15 protein-coding genes are annotated in these 22305 nt (G+C 53.7%); 9 read left to right on the top strand and 6 right to left on the bottom strand.

Annotation, left to right across the window (positions count from 1 at the left end; genetic code table 11):
* Nucleotides 1-67: 67 nt before the first annotated feature.
* The gene (locus ACVLVH_RS16920; protein WP_008103473.1) at nt 68-769 is read right to left on the bottom strand and encodes a response regulator; all 702 of its coding nucleotides are present in this window, start codon (nt 767-769) and stop codon (nt 68-70) included.
* Nucleotides 770-1249: 480 nt separating this feature from the next.
* Here ACVLVH_RS16920 and ACVLVH_RS16915 point away from each other — a divergent pair, with 480 nt between their 5' ends.
* From ACVLVH_RS16915 to ACVLVH_RS16905, 3 genes are all read left to right on the top strand, one after another.
* The gene (locus tag ACVLVH_RS16915; RefSeq protein ID WP_312462966.1) at nt 1250-4882 is read left to right on the top strand and encodes an ATP-binding protein; all 3633 of its coding nucleotides are present in this window, start codon (nt 1250-1252) and stop codon (nt 4880-4882) included.
* Nucleotides 4883-4981: 99 nt separating this feature from the next.
* Nucleotides 4982-5605 (top strand): response regulator transcription factor, encoded by a 624-nt coding sequence (locus ACVLVH_RS16910; protein ID WP_192412225.1) that lies wholly within the window; start codon nt 4982-4984, stop codon nt 5603-5605.
* A gap of 322 nt (nt 5606-5927) precedes the next feature.
* Nucleotides 5928-7931: an NADPH-dependent 2,4-dienoyl-CoA reductase gene (locus ACVLVH_RS16905; protein ID WP_192412227.1), complete on the top strand. Its 2004-nt coding sequence runs from the start codon at nt 5928-5930 to the stop codon at nt 7929-7931.
* Here ACVLVH_RS16905 and rlmG read toward each other — a convergent pair whose 3' ends face one another.
* The gene (gene rlmG / locus ACVLVH_RS16900) at nt 7932-9050 is read right to left on the bottom strand and encodes a 23S rRNA (guanine(1835)-N(2))-methyltransferase RlmG (protein WP_110867387.1); all 1119 of its coding nucleotides are present in this window, start codon (nt 9048-9050) and stop codon (nt 7932-7934) included.
* Nucleotides 9051-9131: 81 nt separating this feature from the next.
* On the opposite strand from rlmG, the gene ACVLVH_RS16895 reads away from it, so the two are divergent.
* Nucleotides 9132-9632: a M48 family metallopeptidase gene (locus ACVLVH_RS16895; RefSeq protein ID WP_101762916.1), complete on the top strand. Its 501-nt coding sequence runs from the start codon at nt 9132-9134 to the stop codon at nt 9630-9632.
* On the opposite strand, the gene ACVLVH_RS16890 is transcribed toward ACVLVH_RS16895, so the two are convergent.
* On the bottom strand, nt 9629-11317 hold the full coding sequence (locus tag ACVLVH_RS16890) for a chloride channel protein (protein WP_192412229.1): 1689 nt from the start codon (nt 11315-11317) through the stop codon (nt 9629-9631). The two genes, ACVLVH_RS16895 and ACVLVH_RS16890, sit on opposite strands and share 4 nt — an antisense overlap.
* A gap of 139 nt (nt 11318-11456) precedes the next feature.
* On the opposite strand from ACVLVH_RS16890, the gene ACVLVH_RS16885 reads away from it, so the two are divergent.
* The 3 genes from ACVLVH_RS16885 to sstT all read left to right on the top strand — a co-directional run bounded on the left by ACVLVH_RS16885 (nt 11457) and on the right by sstT (nt 15166).
* Nucleotides 11457-12443, top strand: a complete 987-nt coding sequence (locus ACVLVH_RS16885) for a Gfo/Idh/MocA family protein (protein ID WP_192412319.1) — start codon at nt 11457-11459, stop codon at nt 12441-12443.
* Nucleotides 12444-12714: 271 nt separating this feature from the next.
* A complete protein-coding gene (locus ACVLVH_RS16880) occupies nt 12715-13686 on the top strand; it encodes a TerC family protein (protein ID WP_008103489.1) in 972 nt (323 codons plus the stop codon).
* A gap of 232 nt (nt 13687-13918) precedes the next feature.
* The gene (gene sstT, locus ACVLVH_RS16875; protein WP_101762914.1) at nt 13919-15166 is read left to right on the top strand and encodes a serine/threonine transporter SstT; all 1248 of its coding nucleotides are present in this window, start codon (nt 13919-13921) and stop codon (nt 15164-15166) included.
* A 44-nt stretch (nt 15167-15210) separates the two neighbouring features.
* Here sstT and ACVLVH_RS16870 read toward each other — a convergent pair whose 3' ends face one another.
* From ACVLVH_RS16870 to uxaC, 3 genes are read right to left on the bottom strand one after another with little or no spacing between them, the layout of a single operon-like run.
* On the bottom strand, nt 15211-16701 hold the full coding sequence (locus tag ACVLVH_RS16870; protein WP_192412231.1) for a UxaA family hydrolase: 1491 nt from the start codon (nt 16699-16701) through the stop codon (nt 15211-15213).
* A 4-nt stretch (nt 16702-16705) separates the two neighbouring features.
* The gene (locus ACVLVH_RS16865; RefSeq protein ID WP_192412233.1) at nt 16706-18154 is read right to left on the bottom strand and encodes a tagaturonate reductase; all 1449 of its coding nucleotides are present in this window, start codon (nt 18152-18154) and stop codon (nt 16706-16708) included.
* 2 nt (nt 18155-18156) lie between these two features.
* Nucleotides 18157-19572, bottom strand: coding sequence for a glucuronate isomerase (uxaC, locus tag ACVLVH_RS16860; RefSeq protein WP_192412235.1), 1416 nt, complete (start codon nt 19570-19572; stop codon nt 18157-18159).
* Nucleotides 19573-19945: 373 nt separating this feature from the next.
* On the opposite strand from uxaC, the gene ACVLVH_RS16855 reads away from it, so the two are divergent.
* Nucleotides 19946-21247 (top strand): MFS transporter, encoded by a 1302-nt coding sequence (locus ACVLVH_RS16855; protein ID WP_101762910.1) that lies wholly within the window; start codon nt 19946-19948, stop codon nt 21245-21247.
* A gap of 88 nt (nt 21248-21335) precedes the next feature.
* A complete protein-coding gene (gene exuR / locus ACVLVH_RS16850) occupies nt 21336-22109 on the top strand; it encodes a transcriptional regulator ExuR (protein ID WP_192412237.1) in 774 nt (257 codons plus the stop codon).
* Nucleotides 22110-22305: the final 196 nt, after the last annotated feature.

Genomic DNA, 22305 nt, shown 5'->3' with positions numbered 1-22305 from the left:
CTGGAACGTGAAGTCTGCGATGCCGAAGAGAAAACAGGCGGCCGTAAGTGGCCGCCTGTGAAGAGAATTAATAGCCTGACATCAGGTCGTGGCTGTATTTGAACAGTTCAGAATCCGAACGTAAACCGAGCTTTTTCAGCGCCGATTGTTTCTGCCCGCTCACGGTTTTACGGCTGCGCTTAAACTTCACGGCAATTTGTGACACGCTCAAACCATCGAGAAAACAACGCACCACTTCAACTTCACGCGGGCTGAGGGTTTTCACCTTCTCATACATATTGCCTTTGCTGCTAAAATCGAGGCTGTCATCCAGCGACTCTTCGCTCATGACATAGAGATTTTCAACCTCGTAGGCGACTTCTTTAGACAAGAACAAACGGCCCTGCGCCACCTGACGAATCGCATGGGTAATTTCCTGCATATTGTGGCTTTTACCAATAAAGCCCTTCACGCCTGCGCTTAGCACCATTTTGACGATGGCCGGACTCTCCATTGAAGAAGAGATCAGAATTTTTTGCTGGGGATAATGATTACGCAGTTGCTTCACCAGCGCCAAGCCATCCAGTTCACGTTCACCCAGCAGGAAATCCAGTACCAGCACATCAACTACGGTACTTCTTAGCTGATTAAATAATTCATTACTTGAAGCCCAGGTTCCCACCAAATGAATATCGGGCTCATGTTTTAAACACAACTCGAAAACGGTACGAACCATGGGGTGATCATCAAGGACAGCCACACGCACTTGTTTATTATGTGCATATACCATTTATTTATTCCTTTATTACAGCATTAACTTTGTCCAATTCTGACTGTCACACCCGCTTCAATAAATAAATGGTGTCGATTACAACAGCTGTGAAAAATAGCCTTCACAACATCAGAATTCTAAATCGATAGCGTCACCCTAATAGCGGTCATTTTTATATACCCCTTTTAGGTTTATATTTTTCCGTGATAGATTCTTACTTGCCTGCTCACGTAAAAGTGGGAAAAGTCTGACTTAACTCCTTAACAAGACCACATAAGAATTGTCTTGAAAGAAAAGGAGCAATCTAACTAACTGAATAAGCTAAGAAATGAACATCATATAGTTACATCGCTATCACCCTCTCTCTTTCGCTAAAAATCAAACATTTGAGAATGGTCGCAAAATTTTAACAGTAAAAGAATAGAACGAGCGAAAGATAATAATATCTTTATAATCCCTGGTCCTGATAGACATTAATGGATACCTTAAGAAGGCAGCGTGCTAATTAATCTTAATACTTTTCGCTTGTTGGCCTTATTTTTTCTGGCTTTAGTTTCATGTTCATTAATAGCATCAGAGAAAAAACTGCAATTACTGGCGCGATATGATGTAGCTCAACCTGCTTTACAACTGGCTGAACCTATCTCTTCAGAGTTTCGTCATCACGTTCTCAAAGTTGCTGTCGCTGGGCAACCACAACCGCCCCTTTTTATGGATATGGATACGCGACGATTCGAAGGCGTAAGTGCGGATTATCTCTCTCTGATTCAGAATATGCTGGATACCACAATAGAAATCCATTATTACGCCAGCCATAGCGCGGCCCAGGAAGCCGTAACCAGCGGAGAAATGCAACTATTAGCGATCTATGTGGAGCAATCCTCAGTAGCAGAGGCGCAAACCTTGATCGCCAGCGACCCCTGGATGCTGGATTATGCAGCGATCGGTTTTAAGTCTGAGCGAAACGCTCAATTAAAAATTGATGAACCCAATCGCATGGCCTGGTCTGGTTCAGCGTTGATGCGTGCACATTTAGAAGAGACTTTTAAGAGCGACCTTTTAGTTCGCTTTCCTGGTTACTACGATGCTGTCGCAGCAACAGTATTTGGCCAAACAGAGCGTGTATGGGGCAATGCCGCCACACTTACGCACCTAAATCGCTTCATGTTCGCAAATGCGCTGGATATAACCAAAGATGACCACGCTATTCCGATGAATTTCAGCTTTGGCATTAGCCCGCGTCATCCACAACTTGCCGAAGCGATTAATTTTGCCTTAACACAAATTCCTCTCTCTATTCGCATGCAGATAGCGAAGCGCTGGCAACTGGATACGTACCATGTGCTGCAGCGTAATCCGCTTGCACTCAAGCATGAAGAGGAGAAATGGCTGCAGGCACACCCGCGTATCAACACCGCACTACCGCAAACCCTCGCTCCACTCAGCAGTCGCAACGGGAGCATGCCGTTTCGCGGCATGATCATTGATGTTTTAGATCTGATAGCCAACCAAAGTGGCATTACATTTAATTCAGAAGTTCAGGAAGAAAGTGGACGTAACCAAACCGATAAGCATTTTCCACATCTGTATGCGCTTGAGATGCTTACCCCGGATATGCCCCCTCAGTTAATAACCCGCCCATGGCTGGTTTCACACTGGGTCATTATTCGCCATAAACGCCCTCGGAATATTATGGCTCGGGATCCTTTTCCCTTTGGCTCGGCTCTCATGCTGAACAACCGGCAGATGAAGGATTGGATGCTTCTGCATTATCCCCATCTGAACCTCGCCTATATCAATGATCCTTTGCAGGCCTTGCGTGAATTGCAGGCGCATGAAATTGATGCGGTAGTGCTGCCAAAGATTTTTGTGGATTATCTGCTCCACAACCATTACGCAGATGACCTGATTATTGAAACCACGTTGGGTGCAGACCCGGCACGTTTTGTCATGCGTGTTGAACCCGGTAATGAAACGCTGATTAGCATTCTCAATAAAGCCTTGATCGCGATTCCTCCCGAAACCATGTTCAAGTTGCTGGCACATTGGCGTCAGTCAGAGATGCCGTTCCTCAGTGCTTCATGGCAGAGTTACAAACAAGTTATCTTGCTGATTGTGTCGGTCTCGACCGGATTAATAGCCCTTATTTTGCTGTGGAACCGTCATCTGCGGAAGGTTATTCAGCAGCGTATTCAGGCTGAAAATGCATTGAAAAATCAGCTCAATTTCACCCATACACTCTTCAATGACTCGCCCGTTGCCATGTATATCCGCGATAAACAAACCCGATTAGTGGATTGCAACAATGCCTACCTACGTTTTATGGATTTCCAGCGAGAAGATGTCATCGGTAAACGACTGTCGGACGTTCTCACTGGCAATAACGCCAGTATTCACAGTATTGAAGATGGCTATCAAAAAACCTTACTGGATGGCGAAGCCGTCATGCGCGATATACACATGGATTTTGAACAGCGGACATTCCAGCTTTATCACTGGATACTGCCGTTTCGCGATCGGCACGGTGATGTCGCAGGTGTTATTGGGGGCTGGCTGGATGTCACTGAACGCAATGCGCTGCTGCAGGAGTTACAACTCGCCAAAGATGTGGCTGATAAAGCCAACCGCTCCAAAAGTGAATTTCTTGCCAGCATGAGCCATGAAATCCGCACGCCACTGCATGCCATGATTGGCTTACTGGAGCTCGAAACTCGCTTGCAACCGGCTGATTCACTCTCAGAGAACATCCGTGTTGCGTATCATTCGGCACGCGCGTTGCTGTCATTGATTGGCGATATTCTCGATTTGTCGAAAATCGAGTCCGGCCTTTATCAACCAACGTTAGAAACGGTCTACCTTCCTGATGTTCTCGATCAAGCGGTTACGCTATTCCGTAATAAAGCAGAGATTAAGGGACTTGAACTGCGGGTAGAGATGGATATTGCTGCTTACTGGGTGAAAACAGACCCATTGATGCTGAATCAAATTCTCTCCAACCTATTGAGCAACGCCATTAAGTTTTCCGATTACGGCACTGTCACTGTTGTGCTCATGCAGGGCATTGCGCAGGAGGAGGACGGTTGTGAATTCGTGATCGAAGTTAGCGATCAAGGTTGTGGCATGACGGAAGACCAACAGCACGCCATCTTCGAACCTTTTGTGCAGGTGGGCGATCGTCAGCAGCAGCAAATTGGCACCGGATTAGGATTAAGCATTTGTCGTAATCTGGCGCATCTACTGGATGGTGAGCTGATTGTGGAAAGTGCGCCAGGGGAAGGCGCGGTGTTCTCTTTTTATTTCCGTGCCTTGCCCGGTGAACCGCAGGATCAAACACAGCCTCATTTGTCGCAGCCGCTGATCTCCGACAAGCTCTCCGTGATGATCATCGACGATCATGCACCCAACCGATTACTGCTTGGGAAACAGCTTGAACTGGCTGGCCATCAAGTCATGGTGAGTGAAAGTGCGGCAGAAGCACTGACGTTATGGCAGCAGGATCCATTACGTTTCGACCTCATCATCACAGACTGTAATATGCCTGGCATGAACGGCTTTCAGTTCGCTGAAGCGCTGCGTCTATACGAGCATGAGCATCAGTTAACACCGATCATGCTATTCGGCCTGACTGCATCGGCTGAGCAGCATATTATGCAACGCTGCCTTCAGGCGGGAATGAACGATTGTCTTTTCAAGCCGCTGGATTTAGAGAGCTTACTTGCTCAGGTTGCACGTTGTACCCGGCGCAGCGCCATAAAACCCGAAATCCAGGCCCCGCCGGCAGCGAGTATCTCCTCCTTCCCACAGCTGTTAACACAATTGGCCGAACAGGATAGTGAAGGTTGTCTGGTGTTACTCAACAGCATACGAACCAGCCACGATGAGTTGTTGGTATCACTTCAGCAAACCAATGATGCCAGCGCCCTGTCACAGCTGGGTCACAAATTAAAAGGAGGAGCAGCAATGCTAAATGCTCCAACGTTGACTGAACTGGGCCGCAAGTTGGAGAAACACCGCGAGGAAGCCCGCGATCCGCAAGCGTTAATTCAGCAGATTGTCGAGGAAATGAAACGTGTTAATGAATCCTTGCAAGAATTTGAGAAACATCGCCTGAAAAATCATCAAGATTTATAGAATCATAATCTTATCGAGACATTTCTCGGTTCGCCCTATTAATCTGCCGGACATAATGGCCGTCAACGTCATCATTACGGTGCCGTTAAAGGGAGAGATATGTTTAATGCAAAAATCCTCATCGTTGATGAGCATCGTTTGGTTGCCGCCGGCGTGCAGGCTTTATTATTAATGAATGGCTTTAATTGTGTCACTACTGCGCACACAATTAACGATGGTATTGATGATATCATTCATCACCACATCGACATACTAATATTAGATCCTGACTTTAAAGAAAAAAATGGCATCGCATTTTTACGCGATATCGTCAAATCAAAGACGTGGATGAAAGTCATACTGATTAGTCAGGATGGCAATAACCACCTTTCTATACAGTCACTTAGCCAGGGTGCGAATGGGTTCGTGTCAACTTACGATCCCATTCAAACACTGATCGCCGCCATTGGCTGCGTTTCTAATAATGTGAATTATCTACCGGGCGACATTCTGGATAAACGTCAGCGTTATGCGAATGAGCAAGATATGCTTTCTCGCCTGACTGACCGTGAAAATTTAATTTTGCGACAGCTCGCACAGGGGAAGTCCAATAAAACCATCGCTTGCGAATTGGGATTAAATAATAAAACAATCAGCACTTATAAAACAAAGATATTCCAAAAACTCGAGTCAAAAAACCTGGTTGATATCATCGAACTTGCACGTCGCAATGGGGCTTGTTGAAAGAAAAATCAAGACTAGTCTTGCTGATTAATAACGTTATGGCGTGGCATGATATGCCTTGTCCTAACCCCGGACAGTTTTTAAAAAGATTGAGTTATAAAGGAATTAATAACCACAGAGCTAATTTATTAGCCCCTTCTTCATGCTATTACAGGGCGAGTAGGTTTCTTCCCGTGCCTGCCGAAAGAAGTCCGATACTTTCGTCTGCGACTTACCGCCCTGCTTTTTTTTGATACTTCTCACAGGCTGAACGCCACACACTTCCTTCCCTGCAAAATCCCGCTAGAGTTCACTCATCCGACCACTCTCTGAGTATGTGATTATGTCTGAGCATTATGCCCACCTGTTCGCCCCGCTGGATTTGGGTTTCACCCAGCTTAAAAATCGTTTCCTGATGGGTTCGATGCATACCGGACTGGAAGAACACGCTGAGGGCGCAGAGCGTCTGGCCGCTTTTTACGCTGAGCGAGCGCGTGAAGGCGTGGCGCTGATTGTCACTGGCGGTATCGCGCCCAATCCGCAAGGCGTGGTGGCACAAGGCGGAGCGATCCTCAACCAGAAAAGTCAGTGCAACTGGCACCGTATCATCACCGATGCGGTGCATGCAGAAGGCGGCAAAATCGCGCTGCAAATACTGCATGCCGGGCGCTACAGCTATCAGCGTGACCTGGTTGCCCCATCGGCATTACAGGCGCCGATCAATCCTTTTACGCCCCAAGCGCTCAGCGATGCGGATATTCAGCAAACCATTCAGGACTTCGCGCACTGCGCCAAACTGGCGCAACAGGCCGGCTATGACGGCGTGGAGATCATGGGCTCGGAAGGTTATCTGATTAACCAGTTTCTGGTGGCGCACACCAATCAGCGCGAGGATGACTGGGGCGGCGATGTGACGCGACGCCAGCGCTTTGCGTTAGCGGTGACGCAAGCGGTGCGTGATGCCGTCGGCAGCGACTTCATCATTATCTTCCGCTTGTCGATGCTCGATTTGGTCAATAACGGCAGCTCGCTGGAAGAGACGCTTTCACTGGCGCAAGCGCTGGAGCAGTGCGGCGTTACGCTGTTTAACAGCGGCATTGGCTGGCATGAAGCGCGCATTCCCACCATCGCCACCTGCGTGCCGCGTGCTGGTTTTGCCTGGGTCACGCAGCATCTGCGCGAGCGCGTATCGGTGCCGGTCATCGCCACCAATCGCATCAACCATCCCGATGTCGCTGAACAGCTTTTGCGTGATGGCATCACTGATATGGTCTCGATGGCGCGCCCTTTCCTCGCCGATGCGGCTTTCGTCCGTAAAGCCGAAACCGGCCAGCCCGATGCCATCAACACCTGCATTGCCTGTAATCAGGCCTGCCTCGATCAAATCTTTGTTGGCAAAATCACCTCTTGTCTGGTGAATCCGCGCGCCTGCCACGAAACGCTGATGCCGGTGATTGCCACCAAGCAACCGAAACAGCTGGCGGTGGTGGGTGCGGGACCCGCGGGTATGGCGTTCGCGCTGCAGGCGGCGCAGCGCGGCCATCAGGTCACGCTTTACGAGGCCGATGCGCAAATTGGTGGGCAGTTTAATATCGCCCGACAGATTCCCGGCAAAGCTGAATTCAGTGAAACGTTGCGCTATTTCCGTTACCAACTTGCTGCCGCAGGCGTAACGATTAAAACGGAACATCGCGTCAGCGCTGACGAACTGGCAGCCGCTGACGAAGTGATTATCGCTACCGGTATCTTGCCGCGCCAGCTGACGATTCCTGGCATCGATCATCCCAGCGTGCTGAGCTACCTTGATGTGATACGCGATAAAAAACCGGTGGGAAAACGCGTGGCGATTATCGGCGCGGGCGGCATTGGTTTTGATACCGCTGAGTTTCTGCTGCATCAAACCAGCCATGACGATTTTTACCAAAGCTGGGGCATCGATCGCAGCCTGCAGGCGCGAGGTGGTTTGATTGCGCCACAGCCACAGCCCGCCGATCGGCAAATCTGGCTGCTGCAGCGCAAATCCGGCAAGCCGGGCGCAGGCTTAGCGAAAACCACCGGCTGGATCCACCGCGCCAGCTTGCAGGCGCACGGCGTGCAGATGTGGGGCGACGTCGAATATTTGCAGATTGATGACGCCGGATTACATCTGCGCCATCAGGGCGAAGCGATGACGCTGCCGATAGATAACGTGGTGATTTGTGCCGGGCAGGAACCGCTGCGCCTGCTGGCGGACCAGCTCAGCGCGCGTGGCAAATCCGTACGTGTGATTGGGGGTGCGGATGTGGCGCAGGAGCTGGATGCTCGCCGCGCCATCGCTCAGGCGACCGAACTGGCGCTGAGTGTGTAATTAGCGCAGTTTGACCGAACGCAGTACCACGAACTTGGCGTTGGACGCCACCAGTTCGCAGTTACCAAACAGCTTTTTCATTTTGACGTGATAGCCGAGGTGGCGGTTGCCGACGATGCGCAACTCGCCGCCATACTGCAGGCAGCGTTTCGCATCACGCAGCATTTGCCATGCCAGATGATCGGTCACCGCGTGCTGCTGATGGAATGGCGGATTGCACAGCACCGCGTGTAGGCGATCGGACGGGAAGCCACTCAGCACGTTGTTAACGCGAAACTGACAGCGCGCCATATCCTGCGGACGGTTCACTTCCACGTTCAGTTTGCTTGATGCCACCGCCATGTAGGATTCATCATAAAACAGCACGTCCGCGTTTGGGTTCTGTTCCAGTGCCAGCAAGCCAATCACGCCGTTGCCACAACCCAGGTCGAGAATCTCACCTTCAATGTCAAAAGGCAGATGCTGCATAAAGAAGCGTGCGCCCACATCCAGCGACGCGCGGGAAAACACGTTGGCGTGATTGTGGATCTGGTACTCAGAATCATCCAGCGGCCAAACGGTGGTGGCGGGCTGATCCGCTAATTGCGGCGCAGTGAAGCGGCTGTAAATCAGACGCGCTTTTTTCCACGCCAGCGAGGTTTTGCTCTCGCCGAGGATGCGCTCGAACAGTTGCAGCGTGGAGTTGTGAATATCTTTGGCCTTCGCCGCCGCCAGAATCAGCGTGTCCGGCGTCACCACTTCGCGCAGTGCACGCAGTTGATGCTCAAGCAGCGCCAGCGCTTTGGGAATTTTGATCATCACCACCGCCGGTGCGGCCGGCAATGGCGCCAGGCTATCGAGAAAATGCACCTGATCTTCATCCATCTCATTGAGTCGCAGATTCTGTTTTGCCGCCTGTTCGCTCAGCAGCGAATCGCTGACGTGCCACACCGGACGTGCTCCCAACCCGCAAGTCAGCGCGCCAAAGCTGTCGTTGAACACCAAAACCGGTCCCTCGGGCAGCGCTTGCTGCAACAGGTATTCATCGGCGGAATCCCACGCCTGTAGCGGGCTTTCCTCACGCATTGGCGGGAAGCGGTGCAGCGTCAGCGTGCGATTGGTCAGTTCAAGTTGGCTCATGGAATCTCCGGCGTGGTACACTTTGCGCGATTTTCGCCCTAAAAAGGGGGCGCAGTATACTGTCTTTCGCCGGGAATCCCAATGTCATTAATCTATCTGCAGGGCTACCCTGAAAACATCCTCGAGCAGGTTCAGACGCTGATCGAACATGAGCGCTTAGGTGCCTTTCTCCAGCAACGCTATCCCGATACGCACAATATCGTCAGCGACCGCGCGCTCTATGATTACACGCAGGCGCTGAAAAACCGCTATATGCGCAGCGCACCGCCGGTGAGCAAAGTGATTTGGGACAATAAAATCAAGGTGATGAAGCACGCGTTGGGGCTGCACACGGCGATTTCGCGCGTGCAAGGCGGCAATCTAAAAGCCAAAGCGGAGATTCGCATCTCCACTTTCTTCCGCCTCGCACCGGAAGCGTTTTTGCGCATGATCGTGGTGCACGAGCTGGCACACCTGAAAGAGAAAGAGCACGACAAAGCGTTTTACCAACTCTGCTGCCACATGGAACCGGATTATCACCAGCTGGAATTTGACGCCCGCTTGTGGATGACCGATCAGGCGATGCGCGGCAACGCAGCTTAAAGAAACTCCTGCGCTTTTTGGATCAGGCTGGTTTTGGTCAGTGCGCCCATAAAACGGCGCTCCTGCGGATTATTTAGCACCGGCAGGCGTTCAAGCGTGACGCGGGCAAAGGCTTCCCAACCTTCGCGCATGCTTTGATTCTGATAAATGCAGGGAAAGTTATTGTCCATCACGCTACTGACTGGCGAATGCAGCGTGATCTCCTGCGACAACACCTTGCGTGAGATATCGTGTATCGACACCACGCCGAGAAATTGCCCTTCACTATTAATCACATAGACATAACGTTCCCGCTTGAGCGAGCTCACCGCCAGCGCCTGCCCTACTGACTCTTCTGGCTGCAACGCCGCGCCGGGAATGATCAACTGATCGACACGCATGTTATCGAAATCATACTTGGCTTCGGAACGACTGAAATGGCTGCTCACCACCGGATAAGTGCTGGACGATTGCAGGCGATACACCACCATTGAGGCCAGCACTGACGCGATCATAATCGGGAACAACAGGCTGCTATTCAGCGTCATCTCAAGCACCATCAGCATCGACATTAACGGTGCCTGGCTGACCGCCGCCAGCACCGCCGCCATGCCGATGGCCGCATACAGCAAAGTATTGCCGACCGGTAAATGCAGCATCACACCCATTTGCGCCAGCGCCACGCCGAGCAGTGCGCCGATCAATAAGGAAGGGGTAAACAGCCCGCCCACCGCGTTGGAACCCACCGACAGCGTGGTCGCCAGCGTTTTTAGCACCAGCAATCCCAGTAATCCCATCAGTAGATATTGGCCATCAATGATTTTCACGATCACTTCGTAACCGTTACCGAGAATATCGGTGGAGATCAGCGCCAAAAAGCCCACCGCTAATCCACCGGCGCCGAGCCGCAGCGGCAGCGAACGCACGCGGCCAAACAGCGCCTTGCTGCGCGCAATCAGTTTGATCAGCAGCCAGCCGGCGATACCGGCGACAAAACCAATCAGCAACGTCATCAGCAAACTGCTGATATCCATCTGGAATAGCGCTTCGGATAACGGATATAGCGCGCTGCGAAAACCCAGCGACCACATGGTCATCACCGCCACCGCCGACGAGACAATTAGCGGAATCAAGCGTTGCAGCGCCGAGATGCCAAAAGCGATCTCCGCGACAAATATCGCCGACGCCAACGGGGCGTGATACACCGATGAAAGCCCGGCAGCAGCGGCCATCGCCACGATATCGCTGTTGCGCAGATTCAGCGATTTGGGCAGCCAGCGCCCGATTAAACTGCCGCTCAGCGCCGATAGCTGCACCATCGGCCCCTCTTTACCTATCGACGCGCCGCTGCCGATGCTGGCCATCGATGACAGCGCACGGAACAGCGAGGTTTTGGTTGGTACCGCATCGAGCCGCGCGTTGATCACCTCCAGATAATCGGTCTGCACCGTTTCCTGTTTCTCAATCGCCACCGCATAGCGCAGGAAAAAACCGGCCAATACGCCGCCCGCGCCCACCAGCAGCGGCCAGAAGATCCACGGCCAGACATACATCGCCACGGTGATTTCACTGTCACTGTTGAACAGCAGATGGTTGATCAATTCAATTACGCCGCGAAAGGCCAGCGTCACCAGCGAGGCCACACATCCAACGGGGATGGCGATCAGTAATGTGGTCCAGTTCAGAGCATGTTTACTTCCACTCACCCGCGCGTCCCCGCTAAGTCGGTTAAAAAGTTGTGCGGCATCATCATATTGGAATGCGGATCTCAGGATCAAATTTCGCCTGCCTGGCGCTCAGATGAACATGTTACTCTGCCGTTTTACTTTAGCAGGAGAGCAGCACGTGATTCGTTTCGCCATCGTGGGAACCAACTGGATTACCCGCCAGTTTATCGACGCCGCGCATGAAACCGGCAAAATGAAGCTGAGCGGCGTCTATTCGCGTAATCAGCAGCAGGCCGACGCGTTTGTGGTGGATTATCCCTGCAAGCTGACCTTCACCTCTCTGGATGAGCTTGCCGCCAGCAGTGAGATCGATGCGGTGTATATCGCCAGTCCGAATGCGCTGCACAGTGAACAGGCGATACTGTTTATGTCACATGGCAAGCATGTGATTTGCGAGAAGCCGATGGCGTCTAACCTGCGTGAAGCCGAGGCGATGATTGCCTGCGCGCGCCAGCATCAGGTGGTGCTGTTCGAAGCCTTTAAAACCGCCAGCCTGCCCACCTTCCTGCAACTGCAAAAAACGTTGCCGCAATTGGGCAAACTGCGTAAAGCCTTGATCAACTACTGCCAGTATTCCTCGCGTTATCAGCGCTATCTGGATGGTGAGAACCCGAATACCTTTAATCCTCGCTGGTCGAATGGCTCGATGATGGATATCGGCTTTTACTGCCTTGCCGCCGCTGTCACCTTGTGGGGTGCGCCACAGCAGGTCAAGGCGCAAGCTTCCCTGCTGGAAAGTGGCGTTGATGCGCATGGCGTGGTGGTGCTGGGCTACGGCGATTTTGATGTCACGCTGCTGCACTCAAAGGTCAGCGATTCACTGATCCCGAGTGAAATTCAGGGCGAAGCGGGATCGCTGGTGATTGAAAAGATCTCCGAGTGCCAGCAACTGCGCTTTATCCCGCGCGGTGGCGAGAGCCAAAACCTGACGCAGCCGCAGCACATCAATACCATGCTGTATGAAGCCGAAACCTTCGCCAAATTGGTGGAAGCCGGTGAAGTTGAGCATGCGGCCTTAGAAAACTCACGTATTACGGCGCAACTGCTCACGGAAATCCGTCGCCAGACCGGCGTGGTATTCCCGGCGGATCAGACTGAAGTGTAAATATTGCAAAACATTTCCAGAGCCCTCTTGAAAGCGATTATCGAACTCCGTATGTTTAGCGCTGCAAAGGGGAGTAACTTCTACGCTGATTGATCGTCATTACGATGCGCCACGCAATATGCGTTACGCATCCGGTCGTCAGGCAACCCGGAATCTATTCTGAGTTGTAAGTGAGACCTTGCCGGAAGGCGAGGTTTGCTTGCAGCACGATCAAAGCGGCTGACGTCTTCTGACTTCAGCCGCTTTTTTATTTCTGGAAAAGGATACGACTATGCACTCAGTTGGCACACCGTTACTTTGGGGCAGCTTCGCTGTCGTAGTGCTCATCATGCTGGCGATCGACCTGCTATTACAGGGCCGACGCGGCGCACAGACCATGTCATTCAAACAAGCAGCGGTCTGGTCGCTGATTTGGGTGTCAGTTTCACTGCTGTTCAGCGCCGCCTTCTGGTGGTATCTCGACGGCACCGCCGGACGTGAAGTCGCCACCGCGCAAACCCTCGCTTTCCTCACTGGCTACGTTTTAGAGAAAGCGCTGGCGGTGGATAACGTCTTTGTCTGGCTGATGCTGTTTAGCTACTTCGCTGTACCGGCCAACCTGCAGCGCCGCGTGCTGATTTATGGCGTATTGGGCGCGATTGTGCTGCGTACCATCATGATCTTCGCTGGCAGCTATTTGGTTACTCAGTTCAGTTGGATCCTTTACGTGTTCGGCGCCTTCCTGCTATTCACCGGCCTGAAAATGGCGTTGGCGAAAGAGGAAGATGACAGCACGGTGGGCGACAAACCGGTGGTGCGCTGGCTGCGCAAACATCTGCGCATGACCGATAGTCTGGACGGCGAGAAGTTCTTCACCCGCAAAAACGGTGTGCTGTTTGCTACGCCGCTGCTGCTGGTGCTGATCATGGTTGAACTGAGCGATGTGATTTTCGCCGTGGACAGCATTCCCGCTATCTTCGCGGTGACCACCGATCCGTTCATTGTGCTGACTTCCAACCTGTTCGCGATTCTTGGCCTGCGCGCCATGTACTTCCTGCTGGCTAACGTCGCGGAGCGTTTCTCGATGCTGAAATATGGCCTGGCGATTGTGCTGGTGTTTATCGGTATCAAAATGCTGATTGTCGAGTTCTATCACATTCCCGTCGGCATCTCGCTGACGGTGGTGGGTGTAATTCTCGGCGGTACGCTGCTGATCAACGCCTGGGTAAACCACAGAAACGACCAGAAGAAGATCTCACCATAATCTTCTGCAGGGGCGCTAATCGCCCCTGCTTTGTTTCGCCAGTGGCAACCTTCACCTTTTATATATCTGTCACACTTCCCATCATCAGCAGATCAAAAAACCGATCTGCTGCGCATGCACAGAATTATCTCTTTCCTCATAAGCTCTTTTCCTTATACTCCGCCGGGCAAACCGTTGTGCGTGGTGGAACCGCGCACAATACTCATGACCGCGAATATAAAAAGACTGTGATATGCAAAACAACTTTATTGGACGTCTGGGCGCACTGTTCGCAGGAAGCCTGGTAAAACAAATCATGATCGGCCTGGTGGCGGGCGTGGCGCTGGCGTGGTTCTCACGCGATGCCGCACTGGCCGTTGGCTTGCTGGGTGAGCTGTTCGTGCGTGCGCTAAAAGCCGTCGCGCCGCTGTTGGTTTTGGTGCTGGTAATATCTTCGATCGCTAACCATCAGCAGGGACAGAAAACCAATATCCGCCCGATTATCATGCTGTATCTGCTCAGCACGTTCTTTGCTGCGGTTGTGGCGGTGATCTTCAGCCATCTGTTCCCTCAGACGCTGTCGATGAACGTCGGCGCCACGCAAATTACGCCGCCGTCGGGTATTACCGAAGTGCTGCACGGTTTGCTGATGAGCATGGTGTCGAACCCGATTGAAGCGCTGATGAACGCCAACTACATCGGTATTTTGGTGTGGGCGCTGGGATTGGGGCTGGCGTTTCGTCATGCCAGCCCAAGCAGCAAAGCGTTTCTTAACGACGCGTCCAATGCCGCGACCTGGGTCGTGCGCTGTGTGATCCGCTGTGCGCCGCTGGGGATTTTTGGTCTGGTGGCTTCCATCCTCGCCTCAACCGGCTTTGACGCGCTGTGGGAATACGCCAATCTGCTGGCGCTGCTGCTCGGCTGCATGCTGATTATGGCGCTGGTAATCAACCCAATGCTGGTGTTCCAGAAGATTCGCCGCAACCCGTATCCGCTGGTGTTTACCTGCATGCGTGAAAGTGGCGTCACCGCGTTCTTCACCCGCAGTTCAGCGGCTAACATTCCGGTCAATATGGCGCTGGCGAAACGTCTCAATCTGGATGAAGACACGTATTCCGTGTCGATCCCGCTGGGTGCCACCATCAGCATGGCTGGCGCATCCATCACCATCACCGTGTTGACACTGGCGGCAGTACATACGCTGGGTATTGCGGTGGATGTTCCAACCGCCATTCTGTTGAGTCTGGTGGCGTCACTGTGTGCTTGTGGCGCATCCGGTGTGGCCGGCGGTTCGCTGCTGCTGATCCCGGTAGCCTGCAACATGTTTGGTATTCCGAATGATTTGGCGATGCAGGTAGTGGCGGTGGGCTTTATTATTGGCGTGCTGCAGGATTCTGCCGAGACCGCGCTGAACTCCTCGACGGATATTCTGTTTACCGCGGCCGTATGCCAGGCCGAAGCCGAGCGCCAGCCGCGTCGTACGGTGTCGGAGTCGGAGTAAAGTAAGGTTTTTGAATATAGGTCGCCATTCATGGCGACCTGGTTTTACAAGGTCACACCGCTTTTAAAGATGGCTAACTCGCGAAAATCATTAGTTTCGTTGCGCGCGGGTTGGCCATTGGCAATCGCCACAATCATATCGACGAAGTCCTCCAGCATCTCCGCCATACTCATCCCTTCAAGCAAACGCCCGGCATTAAAATCGATCCAGTGCGGCTTCTTCTCGGCGAGCTGCGTATTGGTGGCGATCTTCACCGTCGGCACAAAACCGCCGTACGGCGTGCCGCGTCCGGTGGTAAACAGCACCATATGACAGCCAGCGCCCGCCAGCGCGCTGGTTGCAACCGCATCGTTGCCCGGCGCACTTAACAGATTCAGTCCCGGCATATGCAAGCGCTCTCCGTACTTCAGCACATCCACCACCTGACTTTGTCCGGCCTTTTGCGTGCAGCCGAGCGACTTCTCCTCCAGCGTGGTGATGCCGCCCGCTTTGTTGCCGGGTGATGGATTCTCATAAATCGGCTGCTGGTGATCGATAAAGTAGCGCTTGAAGTCGTTAATCATCGCCACGGTTTTTTCAAAGGTGGCTTCATCGCGGCAGCGGCTCATCAGGATGCGCTCTGCGCCAAACATCTCCGGCACTTCGGTCAGCACCGTGGTACCGCCGTTGGCAATTATCTGGTCGGAGAAACAGCCCAGCATAGGATTGGCGGTGATGCCGGAAAAACCATCCGAACCGCCGCACTCCAGGCCAAACTTCAGCTCGCTGAGTTTGCCCGGCTGGCGTTGATCCGCGCGCATGGCACGATAGAGTTCGTGCAGACGTTCCAGCCCCGCTTCCACTTCATCATCCTGCTTCTGGCACTCCATGAACTGCACGCGATCGCTATCGAAGCCACCAAGCGTTTCACGAAACACATCAACCTGATTGTTCTCGCAGCCAAGCCCAATCACCAGCACCGCGCCGGCATTGGGATGGCGCACCATGTTCTGCAACATGGTGCGGGTGTTCTCGTGATCCTGCCCGAGCTGCGAACAGCCAAACGGATGGCTGAACAGATGCACGCCATCAATGCCTTCGGCGTCATTGGTCTCTTTCATAAAGCGCGTCAGGATTTGCCGCGCGATGCCGTTGACGCAGCCCACGGTGGGCAGGATCCATAACTCATTACGGATGCCCACTTCCCCGCTGGCGCGGCGATAGATCTGCACGTCGCGGTCGCCAGCTTGCGGCGGCAGATCGAGAAAATCGGGCTGATAGTCGTACTCATCCACGTCGCTTAGGTTGGTGCGCGCATTGCTGGAGTGAATGATCTCGCCGGCCGCAATCGGCTGAGTGGCGTGCGCGATCGGCAAACCGTATTTGATCACCAGCGCGTCGGTGGCTAAAGGCTGCAGCGCAAACTTATGGCCGCGTCCAACCTCCTGCTGCAAGGTGATCGCCTGTTGATTGATTTCGACCTGGGTATTGGCTGGCAAATCGCGCAACGCCACAGCAACGTTGTCGCGTGAATGGATTCTAATGGCATCTTGCATAGCGTTATCTCAGTTGTGTCAACGCCGTCCGCATCCCGTGGACGATGATGTTTTGCAGGTGTTGGCTGACCGCAGCCACTAATCCGGGCTGCTGAGTGAGATCTTCGCCCCAGTGATTGGCGTCGCTGAGTACCGCGCGCACCAACTGTTCTGGAGTCTGTTTATCGTTATTTACTGCTGACCACAGTTCAGCGAAACGCTGCAGCCACTGTTCGTCGTCCTGCAGCGGCCAGTGACGTTTGCCCTCTGCACCACGATAAAAGGCCAGCAACGCGGCAAAGGCGAAGCTCAGCCGCACAGGCCATTGCCCGTTTTGCTGCTGCGACAACAACAATTGCGGCAGCAAACGGGTGCGGAATTTGGTCATGCCGTTAAGGGCGATGGAGAGCAACGCATGGCGGATAAAGGGATTGCGGAAGCGACGCTGCACCGCGTCGGCAAAGGCGTGCAGCTCGTCGCGCGGCAGATCCAGCGTGGGGATCACCTCATCGCGCAGCAGCGCATCGACAAAGCTGGCCATCTGCGCATCATCCATCGCCTCTCCCACGCTCTCCAGCCCGGCCTGAAATGCCACCGGCACCAGCGCGGTGTGCGCGCCGTTAAGGATCGCCACCTTTTGCGCTTTGTACGGTGTGATGTCCTCCACCAGCTTCACTTCCGGTGCCAGCGTGTGCAGCTGCAGCTCCTGCGCCAGTGCATTTGGTCCCTGAATCACAAACTGGTAATAGACTTCGCCCGCCACCAGATAGCGATCTTCGTAGCCTAATGACGCTTCGATCGCCGCGCTATCCGCGGGATAACCGGTGACAATACGATCCACCAGCGTGTTGTAGAACGCGCAGTGATCCTGCACCCAGCGGGCAAACGCCGGCGGCAGCTGCCAATGCTGGCTGTAGCGCAGCACCAGCTCACGCAGCGTGTCGCCGTTGTAATCGATCAGTTCACAGGGCACCACCAGCCAACCTTTATCGCTGGCACCGGAAAAATGGTTGAAGCGCGCCCACAGCAGCTGCGTCAGCTTGCCGGGGAAGGATGAGGCGGGCGTGTCGTCCAGCCGATCCTGCTCCGCAAAAGCAATGCCGGCTTCTGTGGTATTGGAGAAGACAAAGCGCATCTGCGGTGCGCGTGCCAGCGCGAGAAATGCATCAAACTGCTGATACGGCTGGATTTCACGATTCACGCTGCGGATCAGGCGGGCTTCACTCACCTGTTCGCCCGCCGCATTCAGCCCGCGAATCAGCGTGGTGTATAAGCCATCTTGCTGATTCAGTGTCTCTTCCACCACGCGGTTGCGCGGCCGCACCACCACCACGCCCGCATCGGTATTGTGATGCTGATTAAGCCAGTCGAGCTGCCAGTCGATAAAGGCGCGCAGGAAGTTGCCTTCACCAAACTGGATAACGCGCTCGCTGTAGTGCGCGCCAGGAAAATCGTGACGGTTGAGTCGCTGCATTATCAGGCTCCCAGCTCAATACCGAAGTAATCGCGCGCATTGTTGAAACTGATGTTCTGTACCATCTGCCCTAACAACGCCTCGTCTTCAGGCGCTTCGCCCCGCGCCACCCAATTGCCGATCATCTGGCACAGCAGACGACGGAAATATTCATGACGCGTGTAAGAGAGGAAGCTGCGGCTGTCGGTTAGCATGCCGACGAAGCGGCTCAGCAGGCCGATTTGCGCCAGCTGCGTCATCTGCCGCTGCATGCCATCCAGCTGATCGTTAAACCACCACGCCGAACCAAACTGCATCTTGCCGGGTTCGCCTTCACCCTGGAAATTGCCTGCCATGGTCGCCAGCACTTCGTTGTCGCGCGGGTTGAGGCAGTAAAGAATGGTTTTGGGCAGCGCGTTATTGCGGTTTTGCGCATCCAGCAGACGCGCCAGCGGAATCGCCAACGGCGCATCGTTAATCGAATCGAAGCCTACATCCGGCCCGAGGATATCGAACTGGCGGCGATTGGCGTTGCGCAGCGCGCCAATGTGATACTGCTGCGCCCAGCCGCGACGCGCATATTCGCTGCCGAGCCACACCAGCACAGCAGTTTTAAACTGGGCCGTCTCTTCAGCGGAAGGCGCTGCACCTTGCAGTCGGCGCGCCAGAATGCCATCCAGCGTGGCGTCATCCGCTTCCGCAAACACCACCACATCCAGCGCGTGATCGGAAATTTTGCAGCCATGCGCGGCGAAGTGATCGAGTCGCTGGCTTAAGGCGCGGCGCAGATCGTCAAAGCGCTGCACGTTAACATCCGCGACCTGCGCTAAGCGCTGAATCCACGGTAGGAAACTCTCCAGCTCAATGTTAAAGGCTTTGTCTGGACGCCAGCTCGGCAGCACTTTGACGTCAAAGCTGCTGTCCTGCGCCAGCTTGCGGTGATGCTGTAAGTCGTCGAGCGGATCGTCGGTGGTGCCGACCATTTTCACCTTCATCTGCTGCATGATGCCGCGCGCGCTGAAGGCGTCCTGCGCCAGTAGTTCATTGCACTGCTGCCAGATGCGATCTGCGCTCTGCTCATTCAGCAGCACATCGGTGGTGCCAAAAGGGCGGCGCAATTCGAGGTGCGTCCAGTGATAGAGCGGATTGCCGATGGTATGCGGCACGGTACGCGCCCAGGCGTTAAATTTCTCACGATCGCTGGCATCGCCGGTGCATAACGCTTCCGGCACGCCGTTAGCGCGCATTGCACGCCATTTGTAGTGATCGCCTTTCAGCCAGATGTCATAGAGGTTGGTGAAGCGGTAATTATCGGCAATCTGCTGCGGCGGTAAGTGACAGTGATAGTCGAAAATCGGCTGGTCTTTAGCGTAGTCGTGGTACAGACGACGGGCGAACTCGGTGTCGAGTAGAAAATCCTCACTCATAAAACGCGACATACCTGCTTCCTCATTTTGTAGCCAGATGGCTTTTAACTAAAAGTTATCATACCAATTTAAACGGGCGGCAAAATTGTTTGCGATCCGACTCACAATAATGACAGTTTCACTGTGGGTATATGGACGATTATGTTGCGGATAATGCGTTAAATGGCTGTTTTAACGATCTTTAGCCCTAACATACACTGGCCGCAAGGTTTATGTGATGGCATTCAACTTTTAAAGCGGTATAACAAGTTAACCTCTCGCTCCGTTGCTAACGGGATTAATGGCACAGGCAAGGAACTGCGGGAGTGAACAGCACTGTTCACGTCTTCCCGCTCCAGATAACTACAGCGGTAAAACCGCAACGACAGACTGGACGAGGTTAATAATGCGTAAGATCAAAGGGCTACGCTGGTACATGATTGGGCTGGTGACGCTGGGCACCGTGCTCGGTTACCTGACGCGCAATACCATTGCCGTCGCTGCGCCCACGCTGGAAACGCAGTTGGGTATCACCACGCAACAATATTCTTATATCGTCGCCGCCTACTCGGCGTGCTACACCATCATGCAGCCGGTAGCCGGTTATGTGCTGGACATGCTCGGCACCAAAATTGGTTATGCAGTGTTTGCCGTGCTGTGGGCAATCTTCTGTGCGGCAACCGCGATGGCGGGCAGTTGGGGCGGCTTTGCGCTGGCACGCGGCGCGGTGGGTGCCGCCGAAGCAGCAATGATTCCCGCAGGCCTGAAAGCCAGTAGCGAATGGTTCCCTGCCAAAGAGCGTTCGGTGGCGGTGGGCTATTTCAACGTGGGCTCGTCAATTGGCGCAATGCTGGCTCCGCCGCTGGTGGTGTGGGCGATCATGGCGCACAGCTGGCAAATGGCGTTCATTATTACTGGCGTGCTGAGCATGGTGTGGGCCCTCTGCTGGCTGGTGTTTTATAAGCATCCTAAACAACAAACCAAGCTGAGCGATGAGGAGCGTCACTACATCATTGCCGGCCAGGAGTTGCAGCATCAAACCGGTAATAATAAGAAGATGTCGGCACGCCAGATCCTGCGCAATCGCCAGTTCTGGGGCATTGCGCTGCCGCGTTTCCTCGCCGAACCCGCGTGGGGAACGTTTAACGCGTGGATCCCGTTGTTTATGTTTAAGGTGTACGGCTTCAACCTGAAAGAGATCGCCATGTTTGCCTGGATGCCGATGTTGTTCGCCGATCTCGGCTGCATCGTCGGTGGCTACTTGCCGCCGCTGTTTCAGCGCTGGTTTGGCGTCAATCTCATCGTCTCACGCAAACTGGTGGTGACCATGGGCGCGGTGTTAATGATTGCGCCAGGCACCATCGGGTTGTTCACCAGCCCGTATGTGGCGATTGGGTTGTTGTGCGTCGGTGGTTTTGCCCATCAGGCGCTTTCAGGCGCGCTGATCACGCTCTCTTCGGATGTATTTGGCCGTAACGAAGTGGCTACCGCCAACGGCTTAACCGGCATGGCGGCCTGGACGGCGAGCACCCTGTTTGCGTTGGTGGTCGGTGCGCTGGCCGATACGCTGGGCTTCAGCCCGCTGTTCGCGGCGCTGGCGGTGTTTGATCTGCTAGGCGCGGTGGTTATCTGGACGGTGCTGAAAAACCAGCCGGTTTCTGAACTCGACGATCAGCCTGCGGTGCAGTCCGCTGCAGTGCGCACCTAACCTTTCCGGGCTGGCATCGGCCAGCCCATTTCCTCTGTGCGGCTGAAGTGGTATAACAACTCAACTTTCTCCCACAGCGGACCGCGCAATGGACCTGACCGAATCACGACGCCTCTATCAACAACTCGCCAGCGAACTCAAACGCCGCATTGAAGCTGCCGAGTATCGGGTCGGCGACAAACTGCCTGCCGAGCGTCTGATTGCGGAGGAGATGCAGGTGAGCCGTACCGTGGTGCGTGAAGCGATCATCATGCTGGAAGTGGAAGGTTACGTGGAGGTGCGGAAAGGTTCCGGCATTCACGTCATCAGCAGCCAGCAACAGAACCGCGTGGTAACGTCCAGCCAGCTGGAGTTCGCTAATTTCGGCCCCTTCGAGTTATTGCAGGCGCGCCAGTTGATTGAAAGCAACGTGGCTGAGTTTGCCGCCACGCAGGTGACACGCCAGGATATCGTGGCATTGATGGCAATTCAGGAGAAAGCGCGTCAGGAAGATCATTCGCGCGATTCGGCGTGGGATATGGAGTTTCACGTGCGCATTGCGCAATCGACGCAGAACAGCGCCTTAGCAGCGATTGTCGAGAAGATGTGGCTGCACCGTCTGCACAATCCTTACTGGTTAAAGCTGCACGAACATATTGATGCCAAAAATATCACCAGCTGGTGTGACGATCACGACCAGATTCTCAAAGCCCTGATCCGCAAAGATCCCGCCGCCAGTAAGCTGGCAATGTGGCAACATCTGGAAAATACTAAGCAGATGCTGTTTAACGCCACCACCGATGATTTCGAATTTAACGTTGATCGTTACATGTTTGCTGAAAATCCGGTCATCCTGCCTGAAGGTAGCGAAAACCCACGCTGATCCTGCTTATTTTTCAGGCGTTTTGTTGCTGAAAAAGTCAGTTAGTCTGCAATAGTGTCAGCTCATGTAAAGCTCCTTTTGACCACCTGCGTCTAAAGGTAAAACTCCTGTGCGGCAGGCACTTTCCCCTGTCTGGATAACGTTATTTTTGTTACAGTTATCGCCCTTTTATTACCCTTTGCGACAGGGCTTTAAA

Source organism: Kluyvera sp. 1366 (assembly GCF_054823405.1).
Note: the sequence above shows the minus strand (reverse complement) of the source record. Positions and strands in the feature narration are given on the sequence as shown.